The 17,931-nt window shown below is 49.7% G+C and carries 18 protein-coding genes; 3 read left to right on the top strand and 15 right to left on the bottom strand.

The window, feature by feature from the left end:
• Positions 1–42: 42 nt before the first annotated feature.
• From H4O27_RS11445 to H4O27_RS11435, 3 genes are all read right to left on the bottom strand, one after another.
• Positions 43–891: a septal ring lytic transglycosylase RlpA family protein gene (locus H4O27_RS11445; protein ID WP_226883551.1), complete on the bottom strand. Its 849-nt coding sequence runs from the start codon at positions 889–891 to the stop codon at positions 43–45.
• 93 nt (positions 892–984) lie between these two features.
• Positions 985–1,449, bottom strand: coding sequence for a tRNA (uridine(34)/cytosine(34)/5-carboxymethylaminomethyluridine(34)-2'-O)-methyltransferase TrmL (gene trmL, locus H4O27_RS11440; RefSeq protein WP_165007121.1), 465 nt, complete (start codon positions 1,447–1,449; stop codon positions 985–987).
• 63 nt (positions 1,450–1,512) lie between these two features.
• Entirely contained in the window at positions 1,513–2,238 is a 726-nt protein-coding gene (locus H4O27_RS11435) for a ComF family protein (RefSeq protein ID WP_165007124.1), read from the bottom strand.
• Between H4O27_RS11435 and bioH the strand changes: the two genes are divergently transcribed.
• Both bioH and H4O27_RS11425 read left to right on the top strand, forming a co-directional pair.
• A complete protein-coding gene (gene bioH, locus H4O27_RS11430) occupies positions 2,237–2,980 on the top strand; it encodes a pimeloyl-ACP methyl ester esterase BioH (protein ID WP_165007127.1) in 744 nt (247 codons plus the stop codon). The genes H4O27_RS11435 and bioH overlap by 2 nt on opposite strands.
• A gap of 1 nt (position 2,981) precedes the next feature.
• On the top strand, positions 2,982–3,767 hold the full coding sequence (locus H4O27_RS11425) for a class I SAM-dependent methyltransferase (RefSeq protein ID WP_165007279.1): 786 nt from the start codon (positions 2,982–2,984) through the stop codon (positions 3,765–3,767).
• A 232-nt stretch (positions 3,768–3,999) separates the two neighbouring features.
• On the opposite strand, the gene H4O27_RS11420 is transcribed toward H4O27_RS11425, so the two are convergent.
• The 4 genes from H4O27_RS11420 to dndC are packed head-to-tail and all read right to left on the bottom strand — an operon-like array spanning position 4,000 to position 8,981.
• Positions 4,000–5,571 carry an FtsK/SpoIIIE domain-containing protein gene (locus tag H4O27_RS11420; RefSeq protein ID WP_226883401.1) on the bottom strand — a complete coding sequence of 524 codons (1,572 nt, stop codon included), beginning with the start codon at positions 5,569–5,571 and terminating at the stop codon, positions 4,000–4,002.
• Between the two features lie 27 nt (positions 5,572–5,598).
• Positions 5,599–7,644, bottom strand: a complete 2,046-nt coding sequence (locus H4O27_RS11415) for an AAA family ATPase (protein ID WP_165007130.1) — start codon at positions 7,642–7,644, stop codon at positions 5,599–5,601.
• Between the two features lie 3 nt (positions 7,645–7,647).
• The gene (locus tag H4O27_RS11410) at positions 7,648–7,866 is read right to left on the bottom strand and encodes a DNA modification system-associated small protein (protein ID WP_165007133.1); all 219 of its coding nucleotides are present in this window, start codon (positions 7,864–7,866) and stop codon (positions 7,648–7,650) included.
• On the bottom strand, positions 7,863–8,981 hold the full coding sequence (gene dndC, locus H4O27_RS11405; protein WP_165007137.1) for a DNA phosphorothioation system sulfurtransferase DndC: 1,119 nt from the start codon (positions 8,979–8,981) through the stop codon (positions 7,863–7,865). Before dndC ends, H4O27_RS11410 begins: the two co-directional genes overlap by 4 nt.
• A 22-nt stretch (positions 8,982–9,003) precedes the next feature.
• Here dndC and H4O27_RS11400 point away from each other — a divergent pair, with 22 nt between their 5' ends.
• Entirely contained in the window at positions 9,004–9,318 is a 315-nt protein-coding gene (locus H4O27_RS11400; RefSeq protein ID WP_371865570.1) for a helix-turn-helix domain-containing protein, read from the top strand.
• Between the two features lie 389 nt (positions 9,319–9,707).
• Here H4O27_RS11400 and dinG read toward each other — a convergent pair whose 3' ends face one another.
• The 8 genes from dinG to recQ form a co-directional block, all read right to left on the bottom strand.
• Positions 9,708–11,867, bottom strand: a complete 2,160-nt coding sequence (gene dinG / locus H4O27_RS11395; protein ID WP_165007140.1) for an ATP-dependent DNA helicase DinG — start codon at positions 11,865–11,867, stop codon at positions 9,708–9,710.
• A gap of 157 nt (positions 11,868–12,024) precedes the next feature.
• A complete protein-coding gene (locus tag H4O27_RS11390; RefSeq protein ID WP_165007143.1) occupies positions 12,025–12,213 on the bottom strand; it encodes a zf-HC2 domain-containing protein in 189 nt (62 codons plus the stop codon).
• Between the two features lie 4 nt (positions 12,214–12,217).
• Positions 12,218–12,796: a sigma-70 family RNA polymerase sigma factor gene (locus tag H4O27_RS11385; RefSeq protein ID WP_165007146.1), complete on the bottom strand. Its 579-nt coding sequence runs from the start codon at positions 12,794–12,796 to the stop codon at positions 12,218–12,220.
• A complete protein-coding gene (locus tag H4O27_RS11380) occupies positions 12,793–13,482 on the bottom strand; it encodes an HvfC family RiPP maturation protein (RefSeq protein ID WP_165007149.1) in 690 nt (229 codons plus the stop codon). Before H4O27_RS11380 ends, H4O27_RS11385 begins: the two co-directional genes overlap by 4 nt.
• Complete coding sequence (locus tag H4O27_RS11375) at positions 13,475–14,314, bottom strand: HvfB family MNIO-type RiPP peptide maturase (RefSeq protein ID WP_165007152.1); 840 nt, start codon at positions 14,312–14,314, stop codon at positions 13,475–13,477. The genes H4O27_RS11380 and H4O27_RS11375 overlap by 8 nt, the downstream gene beginning before the upstream one ends.
• A gap of 187 nt (positions 14,315–14,501) precedes the next feature.
• The gene (locus H4O27_RS11370) at positions 14,502–14,780 is read right to left on the bottom strand and encodes an HvfA family oxazolone/thioamide-modified RiPP metallophore (RefSeq protein WP_193004428.1); all 279 of its coding nucleotides are present in this window, start codon (positions 14,778–14,780) and stop codon (positions 14,502–14,504) included.
• A gap of 74 nt (positions 14,781–14,854) precedes the next feature.
• Positions 14,855–15,301 (bottom strand): HvfX family Cu-binding RiPP maturation protein, encoded by a 447-nt coding sequence (locus H4O27_RS11365; protein WP_165007158.1) that lies wholly within the window; start codon positions 15,299–15,301, stop codon positions 14,855–14,857.
• Between the two features lie 184 nt (positions 15,302–15,485).
• Positions 15,486–17,810 carry a DNA helicase RecQ gene (gene recQ, locus H4O27_RS11360; RefSeq protein WP_165007161.1) on the bottom strand — a complete coding sequence of 775 codons (2,325 nt, stop codon included), beginning with the start codon at positions 17,808–17,810 and terminating at the stop codon, positions 15,486–15,488.
• Between the last annotated feature and the right edge of the window lie 121 nt (positions 17,811–17,931).

Raw genomic sequence — 17,931 nt, 5'->3', positions numbered from 1 at the left:
CGAATCAAACGGCCTTATCATCAAGACAGGCCGTCTGAACGGTTAAATCGTCGAATCTACGCTGCCGTATGCCAAGCTGCGGACACGGGTTTGGGCTTCATCCGCACGCTCTTGCGCAGTAAACGGACCCATGCGCACCACATATTCGTGGCCGCGTTTTTCAACCGCCATTTTCGGGCTGGTCAAAGAAGAAGCCAGCTGCTCGGTGGTGCGGTCGATGTAGGCCTGTGCATCACGCTCGGTACCGAAGGCTTTCAAATCCACATAGATTTCTTGTGCAGGCGACAAGGCGGCAATGGCAGCCGGCGCGGTATTTTTCGGGCTAACGGCTTTAGGTGCAGCAGCTTGTTGCGGTTTTACGCCCGGCACAATCTGCTCGATTTTCACATGAGCCGTGCCTTGGTTGATGAAACCGAGTTTTTGCGCGGCGGCTTTGGATAAATCCATTACGCGGTTGCCATGGAACGGACCGCGGTCATTTACGCGCACAATCACGCTTTTGCCGTTGCGGGTGTTGGTCACTTTAGCGTAGCTCGGAATCGGCAGGGTGCGGTGGGCAGCGGTCATGGCGAGCATATCGTAATGCTCGCCGCTGGCGGTTTTGCGGCCGTGGAATTTGTCGCCATACCATGAAGCGTTGCCGCTTTGGCTGAACGACGATACTTTAGTCATCGGTTGGTAACGTTTGCCTGCTACTTTGTAGCTGCGGTTGGCAGAAGGGTGCAGTTTCTCAGCACGCACGATGCTGTCTTGCTGGGTCACGATGATTTCGCCGGCCTGCTTGGCCAACAGCGCACCTTTGGCGGTTTGCGCCGATGCGTTACCGATGGAGAAAACGCCGATGGCAACTGCCGTCAGCGTGGCGAATAAAGTATGGCGGCTTAAGGTCAAAACAAAATCCATTCTTGAGTTAATCACGCAAAGCGCCGATGTTTTCAAGAAAACACCGACACTTAAATCACGACTGTTCAGACGGCTTGTTGATTACATACCGCCCTGATAATCGTTTTGCCGCCACGCTTCAAACAGCATCACGGCAACAGTGTTAGATAAATTCATGCTGCGGCTATCCGGCAGCATAGGCAAACGAAGCTTTTGCCCGGCAGGCAGCGTATCGAGAATTTCCGCCGGCAAACCGCGCGTTTCGGGTCCGAACAAAAACACATCGCCCGGCCGGAATTCGGCTTTGTCGGGGCGGGTTTTGCCTTTAGTCGTCAATGCGAAAATGCGGCGGCCTTCGAGTGCTTTCAAGCAGGCTCCGAAATTCTCGTGTACCGTCAGTTTTGCAAACTCATGATAATCCAAACCCGCGCGCTTCATTTTGGTGGAATCGAGCGGAAATCCGAGTGGTTTGACTAAGTGTAATTCCGCGCCGGTATTGGCACACAATCGGATGATATTGCCCGTATTCGGGGGGATTTCAGGTTGATACAAAACGATAGTAAACATATAAATCAGTCACTTAGAGTCAGGTAAGATGCCACAGCATCGTGGTGGTGTCAAAGTTTTTAGCTATCTTTTCAATTGCGAACGCGCCAAACACCAGCAATAAACCGCGCTTGCGCCCGATGCTTTCAGCATTTTCGCCAATTCGTTTAATGTTGCACCGGTGGTCAACACATCATCGATTAACAATATCTTACAGTTTTCAGGCAAAGGCTTGTTTATTTTGAAAATGTTGCGCACATTACGCCGTCGCTCATCGCTTTTGAGCGTGCTTTGCGGCGGTTTGTGGGCGCGCTCGACCATTTGGCGCGGCAACACTTGCCAGCCGTATTCACGCGCCAAGCTTTCGGCCAATTCTTCGCTCTGATTGAAGCCGCGATAAAACCGTCTGGCTTTGCTCAACGGCATGGGCAGCACGAAATCAATCTCGGCAATATCCAGCCAATCCGGCGCATGGCGGCGCATTAAATCCGCCAACGGCCGCCGCATGCTCATGTCGCCCAAATGTTTGAACTGATGCACCATGCCGCTGACCGGCGCCTCATAATACACCGAAGCCCACATCCGCTCAAATTTCGGCGGCTTTTTCTGACACTGGCCACACACCGCCCCGCCGACAATCTGCCGAAAACACAAAGGGCAGCTATTGACCGCATCGGTAAAGCTTTCTGACAAATCGGCCAAGCAGCCGCGACACAGGCCGTCTGAAGCAGAATCGTGGCATAATACGCAGCGATGGGCGCGCCACCACGAGCGTTGTTTCATTCTGCGCCAATAAGAAAGAAAATCCATGCCACACTCTGCGAAAAAAGTTTATCTGATTCACGGTTGGGCGGCCAACCGCCATGTTTTCGACGATTTCATACCGCGTTTGCCGCACAATTGGGCAATCCACGCGCTGAACCTTCCCGGCCACGGCGGTGAGCCTTTTACCGACGATTTCGACATTGCCGCCGTAGCTGACCATTACGCCGCACAAATCGACACGCCGGCGCACATTCTCGGCTGGTCGCTCGGCGGCTTGGTTGCGCTTTATCTGGCCGCACGCCACCCCGACAAAGTGAAATCGCTGTGTCTCACCGCCAGCTTTGCCAAATTCACCGCCGAAGCCGATTATCCCGAAGGTTTGAGCAATCCTGCTTTGGCGAAAATGGCCGGTGCGTTTCAGCAGGATTATGCCAAACATATCAAACAGTTTCTACAATTACAATTACTGCACACACAAAATGCCGACACTATTTTGCACAAAGTATTGCCCGATTTAATCCGCCACGGCGCACCGCAAGCCCTGCAAGCCGCTTTGGATGCAGTCAACCGCGCCGATGCACGGCCGTTTTTAGCGCGCATTCAGCAGCCCGTGTTGCTCGTTTACGGTCAAAAAGATGCCATTACGCCGCCCCGCATGGGCGAATATCTCAACCGCCATCTGCCAAACAGCACGCTGCACCTGATCGACCATGCCGCCCACTCCCCGTTTCTCAGCCATGCCGATGAGTTTGCCGGTGTGTATCAACGCTTTATCGAGGCCGTCTGAAATGAATCAAGACCCACGCTGGCAAATCCACCGCCACCTTGCCCGACAAACCGACGAACGCTTGGCATTGGTGCGCCACATACCGCAACACATCCTGCTGATTGGCGCAGATGCCGACATCAGCCGCAGCCTGCTGGCTTCGCGTTATCCCAAAGCCGTCTTCAGCGAATACGACCCCCGCCCCGACTTTCTTCAAACGGCCGCTGCCGAGCGCAAAAGCAGCTTCTGGCAAAAACTCACCGGCAAACAGATTGGGCAACATTGCCAACCTTTAAGCCAAGCGTTGCCCGAAGCCGCCGCCGATATGCTGTGGGCCAACCTCAGCCTGACAACCGCCGCCGAACTCCCGCCCGTGTTCCAAAACTGGGCAAACGCCCTCAAAACCGACGGCCTGCTGTTTTTCACCCACTTCGGACAAGAAACGTTGGCGGAACTCACAGGCCGTCTGAAAAACCACGGCATCGATTGCCGCGCACCTACCCTAATCGACATGCACGACATCGGCGACATGCTCGCCGGCAACGGCTTCTACGACCCGGTAACAGACACCGCCAAACTCGACCTGCACTACAAAAAAGCCGACACTTTTCGGCAGGACATGGACACATTGGGCCTGTCGCAAGCCATTACCTTCACCCGCCCCGAAGCCGCCCAAGCCTGTATCGACCGTATTTTCGCAGAAGAAGGCGGCCTCACGGTTACACTGGAAACCGTGTACGGCCATGCGGTCAAAGCCTTGAAACTACCGCAGGGGGAAAGTTTGGTGCAGTTTTATCCGAAGGGGTAAACGGTTTGTTCCTAATAAGATATAGTGAAGAAATAACGCAAGGCCGTCTGAAAATGATGTTTGGGCTTCCCAAAAGTCGGATATTTTATGCACAAATACATCCGTTACAATGATCATGACGGATTAAAGTTGGAATAAAAAGGCGGAACCCTGTTCGATACAGGACTCCGCCCTTGTAAGCCGCCGCACTGCACTGTTTCAGACGACTTTGTTCTATTGTCTGCAATGAAACTTACACATCAAATCCATGCAGGAAAAACGGCGTTCCATTGTCCCATTTGACCAAATGGTCGCCTTTGCCAAGCAGATTTTCCGCACCGGTTTCATCTAAGATAATTTTGGATTCGGTTGATTTTTGTACACTCAACGCAATCCGTGCCGGTAAATTGCTGCGCAAAGTGCCGTCTAATACTTGAGCGTCAGGACGCTGGGTACTCAAAATCAAATGAATACCGGAAGCCCTTGCTTTCTCAGCCAGCATTATCAGCTGTTTTTCAATGTCATCCTTATGCTTGAGCAAATTCGCCAACTCATCAACCACAATCACACGGTAGCGCGGACGAATATTTTCGGGAAGCTGGGCAAGTTTTTCAACCCGATGTCGGCTCATAAGTGCATAACGGCATTCGGATTCTTCCACACTTTCAAGTAGGAACTGGTACATTTCGTCGTAATCGTCCAGAATCCGTTCTTCATAGAGGTCTTCTTCGTTTTCAAAAATGCGGTAGTCGACTTTTTTAGGGTCAAGAATCGCCACTTCCATTTTGTCTTGACCTTTGCATAAATCAAACAGACTGCGTAACAGTGTGCGTACAAATACGGATTTGCCCGACCCTGTCGTGCCGCCAATCAGCAGATGCGGTGCAGAAGCCAAATCCTTAAAATGGGCTTTGCCGTATTCGTCTATTCCGATGCACACGGGCAATATATAATCTTTATCATAACTTTTCAGGGCTTCGGCAAATTTTTGCGCACCCAATTTATGCCACTTATTTTCATCACGCAACAGCTTCACATCATAAGCATGACTTTCATTGTTGTAGCATGGTTCAATACGCAGTGCACTTTTTTGTACGCCTAATTCTGAGCACAAACCTTGGTGGTATCTATCCAAATCCGTGTATCTGCTCAAGCGCAGGCGGTAGATGTCGTAACGTGCGCCTGCATGATTGAATTTCAAATCTGCAATGCCGATATTTTGCTGTGCAAACGCCTTCCTCAGACGTTGCTCTTGGTTCTCAGACGGTCCTTGTTCAGCTTGACCGTCTGAAATCTCTGTCATGCTTCCCAAACCTGCATTTTTCACAGCCAAATCGGTGAGCTCATTCAAAAAAGTCTGCCTTGCAGCCAATTCATCATCGGGCTTGAACCGCTTACAGCCTTCCCATAAACCATTCAGCTCTACCGCGCCGGTATGCCATAAAGAATGAATCAGCGCATACAAATCTTCCTTGCCTAAATCCCGATCAGGATTTAAGCGGAATAACGCATCACTCAGCATCACCAGCCACAGGCGCGAATAATCCTGAAAACAGGTCTGGAAAGAAGGAATTTCCGTTCCCTTGGCATCGGGTGCGGGATTCAGTTTGCCTGGTATGTCGGTAAACCCTTTGGTGAAGCAATAACCTATGCACAGCATTGCCCAATCATAATGACCGTCCAAATACGGAAGTGCGCCTGCTTCGTTGAGCCTGCTGCGGATTTTTTTGGCTTCTTCGCTGGAGATGATCCGCTTATCACTCATCAAAGTATGAAAAAAGTCGGTATCCCATTTTTTATCGGTATGTTTCAATCGGTACATCATATTTTCCTGTATGTTTCAGACGGCCCGTTATTCAAAATACACATCGGCGGTAACCTGCGAACGCGCACCGGCACTGGCCAGAGACTCGGCCTCTACCAGATAAGTGCGGCTGATATGCGGTTCCAAACGACGGTAAACTTCGGGGGTAATCTCGGTGTCTTGCGACAGCAAAATCACCTGCTGGCTTAAATGACTCCAATGGTTGAACAAGCCTTCGCGATGACCTTCGTCCAAACGTGCCAACGGCGTATCAATGATGAACGGTGCCTGATAACGTGTTACTTCCGCCAATGCAGACACCAAAGACATAATCAGAATCTGCATCTGCCCGGCAGACAAGTCCACCCGTGATTCGCGGCCGTCCCTGCCGAACAAAACCATTGTGCCGTCTGCGCCGATGCGGATACGGTCGATGCGCTCGTCGTGCGCAATAGAACGGTTAATCCGTGTCGCCGCTTCGCCGACTTCTTCAACTTTCTGTTTCAATAATTCCGCTGTCAGCAGTTCAATCACTTCGCCCACTTCGCCCGCGCGACGGGATTTAAGTAATTGCGGGTTGCTGTTACTAATCTGATTCTGCAAATCGGAAATTTCTTTAAGGCAGCGTTCTTTAGATTGCTCTTGTTGAATCTTATTGCTTTTCAGATGACCCAAACATTCTTTGTATTTATCCGTTTCTTGATTGGCTTCTTGAAGCTGCCCGACCAATTCGTCATTATTGGTTCCTTTCAAATTTTCGATTTCGCCGATAATGCGTTTCCGTTCGGCTTCCCGTTTTTCTTGTTCTGCCAACAGTTTGCTGATTTCACCTTGCGGCATACCGCTTAAGCGGGCAATTTCGTTTTGAATTTCAGCATGGGCATTGACCGAAAGATAATTGTGTTCGATGTTACCGGCACAGTTTTCAGGCAGCGGATAAAACAATTGCTCCCAACACTCTGCTACCGCATCTTTCAGCAAAGGTCGGCGAAAAATCACCTCAGCCATTTCTCCAAATGCCCGATTCACTTTTTCACTGGCAACAAACGCATTCCAAAAATCATCGACTTTTTCGGCAATTTGGTTTTTACCCGCTTCATGGTTCAAACGGTTTTTCTCGTGCTCCAATTGTTTTTGTAAGTCATTCAGACGGCCTCTCGGCAAAAAGGCCAGCGGCATCGCTTTAACGGCGGCTTTGATATGGCTTTGAAACTCAGTCATCTCCTGCTCCAGCCGTTCACGTTGCTGCATCAAATCCTGAGATGTGCGTATATCGCTGCCGCCGCCAAGTTGCTGCATCAGGCTGTCGCGTTTCTCTGTCCAATGCTGCCATTGTGTATTTGCGTCAGATAATTCCTCGTTAAGTACATCCAAAGAAACCTCAGCCTGACTTAACCTGAGTTCCGCATCTGCCAATTGTTCCCGCATTCTTTTATCGGCGTTTTTCGGAATATTTTGGGTGCGGTAGCTTCTTAAACTGTCCCGCAGTTTTTCCAATAAGGTTACGCCCAGCAACCCTTTAAGTGCCTGCCTAAGCCAAACGCCTGCACCGCTTCCCTCCGCCGTTTTGACAATTTTCTCTCCGTCAAAAAAGAAAAACGGTGCGTAGTCAATCGGCAGGGCAAAGGCATTCAGATAGTGTCCCACCATATCTTCCCTAACCCATTCGTACTTGCCGTTTTTCGCCAATTCGATGACGGCCGAGTCGTCGGCAGGCTGGTATTTTCCTTGTGTGTCGAAATACCATTTGCGTTTGATACGCAAGCTGTATTTGCTGTCTTGACGGTATTGGCAGATTTCCACCTCTAAGGACATTTCTTTGCGGTGATATTTGGTTTCTGCCTGATGGTGCAGCGCAGATTGAAGAAAATCGGCATAGCCTTTTTCTTTACCGTTCAAACCGGCGCGCTGAAGGTGGCTGACTGCGTCTTTGTCGTACAGACACAGGTAAACCGCTTCCAAGAGCGTGGTTTTGCCGTGCCCGTTTTGTGCGCCGATTAAGACGATATTGCGTTCTCCTTCGGGTTCGGGAAAGTGAAAAACCGCATTATCGTAAGACTTAAAGTTCCGCAAGCGGATTGAGTGTATCCACATGATTTATTTCCAGTAGGTTTTGTTTTCAAAGATTTCGTTAAACGCTTCCGTCATGCCCCGTTTGCGGATACGTTCCTGCTGGTCGCGTTCCCATGCCACCAATTCTGCCAAAGCATCGACGGATACTCCGTGCTCTCCGGCAATTTTAATCATCAGCTGCTTTGCCGTGCCGTCACTCCACAGCAGCAAATCCGCCACTCTCTTTTCGGTTTCCTTATTCATGATTTTTTCCTTACATGCGATTGAATCAAATCTTCCGCCCAAATCCGTTTAATCAAATCTACTTCTTCCTGAGTAATCAATTCATGCCCGTAGGCCGTCTGAATTTCCAATAATTTAGCCAATATCATTTGTCTGGCTTCCACGGTAAACGGGCCGGGAATGTGTTTGCCGTCTTTAATCGTAATGGTGCCGTTGCGCCGTTCTACTTGGCGGTATTCGGGTTTATTGCGGATTTCCACCAGCCAATCCCTGAAATCAATCAATGGCTGATATTCGGTTTTGCCGACATCGACAAATCCTTGAAGACTCTTGTCTTTCGTTACGACCGTACATGTCCAGCAACCAAAACGGCTGGAATTGGTGCCGCAACCCGGGGCTTCTTCCTGTGATAAAACAATCGGACATTCTCCGCCCGCCGCTTCGCGGTACAGTGTGACCAAATCCGCGTGCGAACCACCCCACGGCGGATTATTTCCTGCTAAAAATTCCCATACGTCATCCGTGCTTAAATCGACAATCGGACGGTACACAAAGGCATTAGGCAGACTGCCGTGCGGTGTCAGATTAGAACCGGCTAAGTTTTGATGGCTTTCAATACTGGCTTTACGGGTTGCGGATTCGTCTTTCCTCACGCCTAAAATAATAATAGCCGCACCATTTTCCGCCACTTTGTCCAGAATAAATTTACTGGTAGGCTGGATTTTCAGGCGGTCTGTACACCACCGCATACTGCGGTTGGGCGACGGATAACCTTTGCCGATTAACAAAGTCCAAAATGTTTCCTGTAATTTCGGCGTCGTTACTTCTCCGCTGACCGGCAATTTGAAAATCTTGGCGGCTTTCAGAATTTTGTCCAACTCCCCGCGCATATGCCGCACAACCAACGGGCTTTCGACCAATGTGTCGTTGGATACGAAAAATACCTCCCGCCGCCGCATACTGGCGGGCAGTGCAAGCAAGGCTTCAAAAACCAAATGTGCTACTAAGGTACTGTCCTTACCGCCGGAAAAAGTTACAATCCACGGATAGGATTGTTCCTCACTCAGGTATTCTTCAATTATTTGTCCGCGAATGGTGTCAAACGGCGTTTCTGCATAGATGGGTATCGCATTCATAAACTGCTTTTAAAATTAAGTATTGATTGCACCTAAAACAGGTGCAAATAGTATTGTACCTAAAATCGGTGCAATGAAAAACCTACGCCTCTCTATTTATTCAAGTGAACATATACATCTGCGGCAAATACTGACTAAGCGGCGGCTTGAACTGGGCTTGTCCCAACGGGCATTGGCAGATCGGCTTGATGTCATACATTCTTTTATCGGCAAAGTGGAAACCGGCGACCGCCGCTTGGATTTGTTTGAATTTCTGGCTTATTGCGAGGGCTTGGAATTGAATGCCCTGAATGTCATAGAGGAAATTATTCAGAGAGCGAAACCGAATAAATGGTAGAAAGTCATCCGCTCATACAAACAGGCCGTCTGAAAGTGAACAATTCAGCCTGCACAATCAACTTTCAAGAACTGAATCCTGTACCGAACCGGGTTCAGACCTTATCATCAGCAGAAACATATCAGCATGTATGAAAACATTCCGACTTTAAGTTTCAAAGAAACTCCCACTTCCTCATAATAAAGGGAACAAGCTGCAGGCTGGATCAAGATCCTATTATTTAAAACCTATTGAAAAATAAGATTTTTTTATCATCCCTATACCTAATCAATCTCAACCTACAGCCGGTTTTGTATGGAAAATACAGTGGTTCAACTATAGTGGAATAAAACAAAGCCGTCTGAAAATGATGTTTCTCCATTTTCAGACGGCTTTGCCTTATTTTCTACTTACCCAATCCGTTTAAACGGCGGCAAACATGCCAATAATTGTTGGCCGTAGCGTTGGGTTTTAACCCGATTATCGAGTATTGTTACTCGACCGTAGTCTTGTTCGGTGCGGATCAGGCGGCCGACGGCTTGGACGAGTTTGATACTGGCTTCGGGCACGGTGATTTCGATAAAGGGGTTGCCGCCCCGTTGTTCGATCCAGCGGTTTTGGGTTTTCTCGATGGGGTTGTCAGGCATGGAAAACGGGAGTTTGGCAATGATGACCTGTACGCAGGCTTCGCCGGGTAAGTCCAGCCCTTCGGCGAAGCTGTCCAGCCCGAAAATAATGCTGGCTTTGCCTGCTTTCAGGGCTTCGTAGTGGCGTTGCAGCAACACTGTTTTGGGCAATTCGCCCTGTATCAGCAGCAAGGGCAGATATTCTTCGGGCAGGCGCAGGGCGACTTCCTGCATTTGTCGGCGGGAAGAAAACAGTACCAATGTGCCGATGGCTTGGTCGGCGGCAATCAGCTTGGGCAACCATTCGACGATGGCGGCGGTGTGGGCATGGGGGTCTTTCGGGCTGGCGTAAATCGGCGGGATATAAAGCTCACCCTGTGCTTCAAAGTCAAACGGGCTTTTCAGCGCGAGTGTGGTGGTTTGGGGAAACCAAATCAGGCCGGTTTGGCGTAGCAGCAGGTTAAAATTGCCCAAAGATTGCAGAGTAGCGGAAGTTAATACGGCTCCGGCGGCACGCCGCCACAGGCTGTTGGCAAGGTGGCCGGCGCTGCTGATAGGGCTGGCATTGAATACATAGTCGTTTTTGTCGTCCACGCGGCGGGTAATCCATTTTGCCAGCGGCTCTTCTTTTTCTTTCGGCACGGTGGAAAACAAATCCCACACGGCGCTGATTTGCTCGATGCGGGAGACAAACAGGCCGAATTCGCTGCTTATGCGGTCGATCAATGCGCCGTCTTGCTCTTTGTCGCGGCGGCTGGCAGATAGCGCGTCGTTGAGGCCATAAACGTGTTTCAGCAGGCTGCGCGCGGCCACGCCGGTGTTGGACACCAGCAATTCCAAATCTTCGGGGATTTTGCCGTCTTCCCACAACCACATCGGTTCGCTGCTTTTGCGGCCGGTATCGCTGTCGTATTCGCCGGCGTTGAGGCCGAGCTTGGGTTCTTCAGCAAGGTGGAATTGCCATTCGTGCAGGCTGTCGAGCAGCGAGGAGGCGGCTTCGTCGGCAAGGTTGGCCAATTCGGTTTTGTCGGCTAATGCGGCGATTTTGGCAGTGATTTGCGGCAGTTTTTCTAAGGTCCATACGGCGGTATTCCACGAATGCTCGGCAGCAAACTGGCTCAAGGCTTTTTTCGGCAGATGGTGTGCCTCGTCGATGCAGTAGAAACTATTTTCGGGGGCGGGCAGAATCACGCCGCCGCCCATGCTGATGTCGGCCAGCAGTAAATCGTGGTTGGCAACAACAACATCAACGGTTTCCAATGTATCCCGTGCCAGATAAAACGGGCATTCGGCGCGGTTGGGACAGGCGGCTTTGAGGCAGCCGTGACGGTCGTTGGTAACTTTAAACCAAATCACGTCATCGATTTTTTCCGGCCATGTGTCGCGGTCGCCATTAAAGCGGCGTGTGCCGAATTCATCGGCCATTTCGCGCAAAAGCTGGATTTCTTCGGGCTTGGGTTTGCTATCCCACAATACAGTCGGCGCTTCAAAGCCGAGCAGGCTTTGCTGCGCGTTGCCTTGGGTGAGTTGATAGAGTTTGTAGGGGCAGAGATAACGGCCGCGCCCTTTGGCCAAGGCAAAGCTGAGTTCCAAACCGCTTTTTTCCACCAAAAACGGTAAATCGCGTTCTACTAGTTGCTCTTGTAAAGCCACGGTCGCGCTCGATACAATCAGCCGCTTGCCGCGCGTCTGCGCCATGATGCCGCCGGCCAACAGGTAGGCCAGTGATTTGCCCACGCCGGTAGGCCCTTCAATCACGGCAATGCTCTCGCCTTCGCGCTGCGGTGCTTCGCCGCCCTCTTCACGCGTTTGCGTACGCGAAAAGGTATTGGCAATGACCGCAATCATCTCCCGCTGCGAGGCACGCGGACGGAAATGCGGCAGGCTTTTGCCGATATTTTGGTAGTGGTCGCGAATGGCGTTTTTTTCTAAGTCGGTGAGCATGAGGCCGTCTGAAAAGGTTTGGAAAATAAGGCGTTATTTTAGCATTTTTTGGGTGGGGGTTGTGGGTAAGTGATGAGGCCGTCTGAAAGATTTCCATGCTTTCAGACGGCCTCATCAATGTTAAAACGAAATAATGGGCAGCGCAGGTTTCAGGTACCTATTCGGCTTTTTTACCGTCAAACATCTGCTGCAAGCCCTGTTCTATGGTGTCGAGCTGTTTGCGGTATTCACGGCAATCGCGGCACATGGTCAAATGCAGATGCATGCGCATTCGCTGCTTGAAAGAAAGTGTGCCTTCATCGTGCTGCAGAGAGAGCAGGCGGGTAATCTGTTTGCAGTTTCTCATGGTGTTATCCTTGATTGAACCATTTGATTTGCAGGCATTGGCGCAAACCTTCTCGGGCGCGGTGCATGATGGTATGGTAATTGGCGGCAGACAGGCTGCATTGGGTGCGGACTTCGGCACTGTCAAAGCCGAGAATTTCTTTCATCATGAACACGCGCGCGGTGTTTTCCGGCAATCCGTACAAACACGCCTCCAATACGGCGTAGAAATGTTTTTCATTCAGGCTTTGCTCGGGCGATGTCCATGTACTCGGGCGTCCATGCGCCTGCCAATGACCTTGGCTGTTGAACAAATTGTCAAAGGCTTCATCAAGCATTTCTTCTTCTCGGCTGACAAACACGGCACGCTGACGGCGGCTTTGGCGCAAGTTGTCGATAATTTTGTTTTTCAAAATGGCAAACAGCCAGCTTTTGACGTGCGCTTCACCTTTAAAGCTTTCTTCGGCACGATATGCTGAAAAAAAGGTTTCCTGCACCAAGTCTTCGGCCAAATCGGTTTGATCGGGCAACTGAATGCAGGCAAAGCGCACCAAATGACGTCGGATTTCATCGAGTTGGCGCTGGCTTAAGCTGCTCAGGCTCATGGCTGCCGCTCCGCTAAAATACCTTCTGCATGCCATGTTTGCCAACGTGATGCCAATTCTTCTGCCCAATGCGGATTTTCAGACGGCATCCATTCAGCCAGCATCGCTTGCAAACCGGCCAAATTCATCGGATTGTCCGACAAAGCTTGCAGCAATAAAGCAGTAAAGTCGTCGGCTTCACGGTACCAAACGACATCTTGCGGATTGCGCCACACCAGCATTGCAGTTTGATTTTCGCTCAAATCATGATGCACGGCATAATTATAATGACGCAAAAATGCCGCCTCCGACAAGGTGTAAACCGCATCGGCATCATACGGCCGCATAGCTTCAATGATGGCGGTTTCTGCCAAAAGCTGGGTGTGCTCGAAATCCATCAATGCCAACAGGCCGTCTGAAAATAAGTTGTGTTGGCGGCAGTATTGTAAAAACTCACCGGCAATTTCCTGAAAATAAGGCGATTGAGCCTGCCCTTCGCGGATAAACTGCATTTTAGCAGCCTGCCAGCTTTCAGCAGCACAATATTGCGGTGTTTCGGTATAACAACGATCGATAAAGCCGTGGATATTGTTGTACACCAAACGCACATAAACAGCCAAACGGCAGCTGTCGAAATCCTGCGCATTACCGCCGGCCCGAATAGCGGCGGCAAAGCGATGTTGGTATTCTGCGGATGTTTCAGACATGAAGGTAAGCCTTTTGTGCGTTTTGCTGGTAATCGCGGATACGGCCGACTTCGGCAGTTAATTCTTCAAACGGCGGAAAATTAAAATCGCGCTCGAGCAAAGTGGGCGGAATATGCGGCAATGCGACGTAAGTATCGGCCAATAAATCCCATACATCGCCGCACACAGGCGCACCGTGGGTATCAATCAACAAATCTTCTGCTTCTTGGTCATGGCCGGCGATATGGAGATAACAGACACGGCTTTTGTTGACTTGGGCAAGAAAATCGGCAGGTTTGAGCAAACCATGGTTCACCGCATTAACGTAAATATTATTCACGTCTAAATGTATGCCGCAATCAGCTTCATCGACTATAGCATTGAGAAATTCGACTTCATTCATTTCAGCCAAAGGGGAATGCAGGTAATACGAGGTATTTTCCACTGCAATGCGGCAGCCGAGCATATCTTGCACCTGCTTCACGCGCGCGGCAGTATGATGCACCATTTCTTCGGTAAAAGGTAATGGCAGTAAATCATAAAGATGGCCGCCATCATGGCAATAGCTCAAATGGTCGGAGAAAAAACGGCAATCATACTGCTGCATCATCTGTTTGATACCGGCAATTAAATCGGTATCCAACGGTGCTTGTCCACCCAAAGAAAGCGATAATCCATGCAAAGCAAGCGGCAGTTTTTCAGCTACACGGTCAAACTGTTTGCGTGCATGACCACCCATTTTCAACCAATTTTCAGGGGCGGCTTCGATAAACGCAATGGGGCTGTCATCAGGCAGATTGAGAAAATCTTCCGCCAAATCACGGCGATACCCTAAGCCTGTGTATTGAATCATGATTTATCGTTCCTATTGTTTTCAGACGGCCGGTTTAATGTAAACCCGTTGCATTCATTTGTTATTTTATATGACAAAACCCCTGTCTTAAATTAAATCGGCTTTAAACGGCATCTTAAAATAAATTTTACGTCAAAAAGATGCCATTGAGGCCGCCTTTTCAGACGGCCTGAAACAACACATGCTGTTATTTAGAACCGCATTTACCTTCGCCGCATTTACCTTCGGCAGCTTTGGTTTTTGCAGGGGCAGCACCACATTTGCCTTCGCCGCATTTGCCTTCAGCAGCTTTGGTTTTTGCAGCAGATGCACCGCACTTGCCTTCGCCGCATTTACCTTCACCGGCCTTGGCTTTAGATGCTTGGGCAACAGTCGGCTTTGCCGAAGCTTTTTCAGCTGCCTGAGCACAAGCCACTAAGGACAGAGACAGCGCACTTGCCAACGCAGCAGCAGTTTTTTTATTAATCATGTTTTTTCCTTTCCAAAAAAATGTATTAAATGTGAAATAAAACGTTTTAAGTCCGTTTTGAGACTATAAATCTAGCCAAGCAAACTGCTTTTCAAACGGCATCGGCGTCCGATTAAGGCATCCAATGAAAAATGACCTGCTCCTTGTAAAAGCAATGGTAGCAGCACCACTAAATAAATCAATGCCATTTTGTACCCGCCTTCACCGACGTTGTAGCCCAATCCGGCATGCACTGCCGCCCAAGCAACTAGTGTTAAAACCATCAATCCGGCTGCGGCAAAGCGCGTAGCCAAACCGATAAGCAAAAGTAAGGGCAATATCAATTCGGCAAACATCGCCAATTGCCAGTTGATTTCTGGTGAGAGCCATAAAAAGGGAGGCGGAAATTTATCGGCAATTTCGGCAAACCAATTCTCGCCACGCCATTTTTCTAAACCTGCCTCAAAAAATTCATACGCGGCAAAGAGACGCAACACCAGTAAGCTGATGCCGGCCTGCCAAGAGGTAGCTTCTTTCATGAATCTGTTCCGTTTAATTCGATTAATGATGATTTAGACGAAACGGTACTATGAAGCTGACAAAAAATTTTAAAATATTTTTTAGTTTGTTGTTTTTGAATAGAATTTAATAGAAATTTTTTAATTGAAAATGTCAGATTAATAGAAATTCAACTGAGCTTATTTTTCAGACGGCCTTAATCAATCAACTCACAAACTTATCCACAATCTCCAATATAATTCCCCCATACTTTGCCAGCTTCTCTTCATCTACCCCATGAATCTCCGCCAAATCTGCCATTGTTTGCGGCTTTTTGGCGGTAACGGCTCGCAGGGTAACTTTGCTGAAAATTTGGTGTGGCCCGATGTTTTCAACGCGGGCGGTTTTGCGGCGCCATTCGAGCAATTCACGCATGAGTTTGCGTGTGGTTACCGCTTCATCATCCAGTGAACCGGCAAAGGGATTACAGACCGATAAGATATCGGTAGCGTAACGGCCGATTCTGACTTCACCCAAGCCGTATATGCCTTGCAAGTCCAAATCGGTTTCGGGGGTGAGGCGGATAAGGTCAAGCAGGGTGTCGTCGCTTAAAATTTTGCTTAAGGCCACACCTTCGGTTTGCGCTTGTTTATCACGCCATGCGGTGAGGGCTTGCCACATGATTTTACCGCGTTCGGTGATCAGGCTGTCTGAAATGTTTTCGTTTGCGTTTTTAGACGGCGTATATTGACCATTACCGGCGGTTTGGCATACTTCCAAGATTTCCAAGCCGAAGCTGTTGATTTTGGCTTCGCCCAAGCCGTAGATTTCGTGTAATTCGGCCAGATTTTGAGGTAGTTTTTCCACCACGTCGCGCAGGGTTTTGTCGCCGCAAATAACATAAGCCGGCACTTCCGCCGCTTTGGCTTTTTCCATGCGCCATTTGCGCAGTGCCTGCCAAATGCGTTCTTCGCGCTCGGTGCGCAGCCATTCTTCTTTCGGTTTCTGCGTAGCGGCTTTGTCGCGTTTGAGCGGGCGCAGCCATACTTCGGCTTCGCCTTTTAATACTTTGCGTGCGTCATCGGTGAGCTGTAAAGATTGGTATTGCCGGGTATTGACGGTGAGATAGCCCAGGCTGATACATTGTCGGATCACGCTGCGCCATTCTTTGTCGGTCAGGTTGCCGCCAATGCCGAATGTGGATAACTTATCATGCTGGTTGCGCTGAATCCATTCGTCGCTTTTGCCGCGTAAAACGTTAGTGACATATCCGGCAGCAAAGCGTTGGCCGACACGATACACGCAGCTTAACAGCTTTTGCACCAACACCGTACCGTCAAAACGAGTCGGCGGATGCAGGCAATTGTCGCAATGGCCGCATGGTTGTGAAGTTTCGCCAAAATGGCGCAGCAACAACACGCGGCGGCATTCGGTGGTTTCGCATACCGACAGCATGGCATCGAGCTTTTGCATTTCAACTTGCTTTTGCGCTTCGTCACTGTTGCCTTCGGCAATGCGTTCATGCAGCAGCACCCAATCATTCAGGCCGTAACACAGCCAACTGACGGCAGGCAGTCCGTCACGCCCCGCACGACCGGATTCTTGGTAAAAATGCTCAATACTTTGTGGCATATCAAGATGAGCAACAAAGCGCACATCAGGCTTATCAATGCCCATGCCGAAAGCTACGGTTGCCACCACAATCACATTGTCTTCGCAGGTAAAGCGGCGTTGGTTGGCTTCGCGCACGTTCATGCTCAATCCTGCATGATAAGGAATCGCTTCCAAGCCGTTGTCGCATAAAAACTGTGCCACATCTTCCACTTTTTTGCGGCTTAGGCAATACACAATACCGCTTTGGCCGCTCATTTGCTTGTGGATAAAATCAAGTAGCTGCTTTTTACCGTTGTTTTTTTCGATGACTTGGTAATAGATATTCGGCCGATCGAAGCTGGCGATGTATTCGGGCGATTGTTCCAACTGAAGATAATGCTTGATATCAGCACGCGTGGCGGCATCGGCAGTAGCAGTTAAGGCGATGCGCGGTACTTGTGGATAACGTTGCGCCAACCTGTCTAGCTGCTGATATTCGGGTCGGAAATCGTGCCCCCATTGGCTCACGCAATGGGCTTCGTCAATGGCAAACAGGCTGATTTTTTGTTGATCGAGAAAATGCAAAAAGCGGTCGGTGACCAAGCGCTCGGGGGCGACATATAAAAGTTTCAGACGGCCTGCTGCCAATTTATCGGCAATTTCACGCGCTTCATCGCCGCTAGTGCTGCTGTTGACACTGGCCGCTTCAATACCGGCCGCATGCAGGCTGGCAACTTGATCATTCATCAGCGCAATCAATGGCGACACAACAATGGCCACACCTTCTCGCAGCAAGGCCGGGATTTGATAGCACAATGATTTGCCGCCGCCGGTGGGCATCAACACCATCAGGCTTTCGCCTTGAGCCAAGGTATTGACCACTGCTTCCTGATTGCCGCGAAATTCGGGATAACCGAATACTTCGTGCAAAATTTGTCGGGCTGTGGGCTGGCTCATGATGCGTCCGTGGGGGTGAAAAGCCTTATTTTAACGGTTTTGTCATCAGTGTGCATGGCTTAGTTTCCACAATCTATGCCATCTGAAGGTAAGGTTTGCAAAGCCGGTTTGCTTCACCTTG

The organism is Neisseria yangbaofengii, from assembly GCF_014898075.1.
In the GTDB taxonomy this organism is placed as follows: Bacteria; Pseudomonadota; Gammaproteobacteria; order Burkholderiales; family Neisseriaceae; genus Neisseria; species Neisseria yangbaofengii.
Note: the sequence above shows the minus strand (reverse complement) of the source record. Positions and strands in the feature narration are given on the sequence as shown.

Coding starts and splice junctions, on each gene's coding strand:
- H4O27_RS11365 (WP_165007158.1), bottom strand. CDS start 15,301: ATGAAAGAAGCTACCTCTTGGCAGGCCGGCATCAGCTTACTGGTGTTG.
- H4O27_RS11390 (WP_165007143.1), bottom strand. CDS start 12,213: ATGAGAAACTGCAAACAGATTACCCGCCTGCTCTCTCTGCAGCACGAT.
- H4O27_RS11385 (WP_165007146.1), bottom strand. CDS start 12,796: ATGAGCCTGAGCAGCTTAAGCCAGCGCCAACTCGATGAAATCCGACGT.
- dndC (WP_165007137.1), bottom strand. CDS start 8,981: ATGAATGCGATACCCATCTATGCAGAAACGCCGTTTGACACCATTCGC.
- H4O27_RS11425 (WP_165007279.1), top strand. CDS start 2,982: ATGAATCAAGACCCACGCTGGCAAATCCACCGCCACCTTGCCCGACAA.
- dinG (WP_165007140.1), bottom strand. CDS start 11,867: ATGCTCACCGACTTAGAAAAAAACGCCATTCGCGACCACTACCAAAAT.
- bioH (WP_165007127.1), top strand. CDS start 2,237: ATGCCACACTCTGCGAAAAAAGTTTATCTGATTCACGGTTGGGCGGCC.
- H4O27_RS11380 (WP_165007149.1), bottom strand. CDS start 13,482: ATGTCTGAAACATCCGCAGAATACCAACATCGCTTTGCCGCCGCTATT.
- H4O27_RS11375 (WP_165007152.1), bottom strand. CDS start 14,314: ATGATTCAATACACAGGCTTAGGGTATCGCCGTGATTTGGCGGAAGAT.
- trmL (WP_165007121.1), bottom strand. CDS start 1,449: ATGTTTACTATCGTTTTGTATCAACCTGAAATCCCCCCGAATACGGGC.
- H4O27_RS11435 (WP_165007124.1), bottom strand. CDS start 2,238: ATGGATTTTCTTTCTTATTGGCGCAGAATGAAACAACGCTCGTGGTGG.
- recQ (WP_165007161.1), bottom strand. CDS start 17,810: ATGAGCCAGCCCACAGCCCGACAAATTTTGCACGAAGTATTCGGTTAT.
- H4O27_RS11415 (WP_165007130.1), bottom strand. CDS start 7,644: ATGTGGATACACTCAATCCGCTTGCGGAACTTTAAGTCTTACGATAAT.
- H4O27_RS11410 (WP_165007133.1), bottom strand. CDS start 7,866: ATGAATAAGGAAACCGAAAAGAGAGTGGCGGATTTGCTGCTGTGGAGT.
- H4O27_RS11420 (WP_226883401.1), bottom strand. CDS start 5,571: ATGATGTACCGATTGAAACATACCGATAAAAAATGGGATACCGACTTT.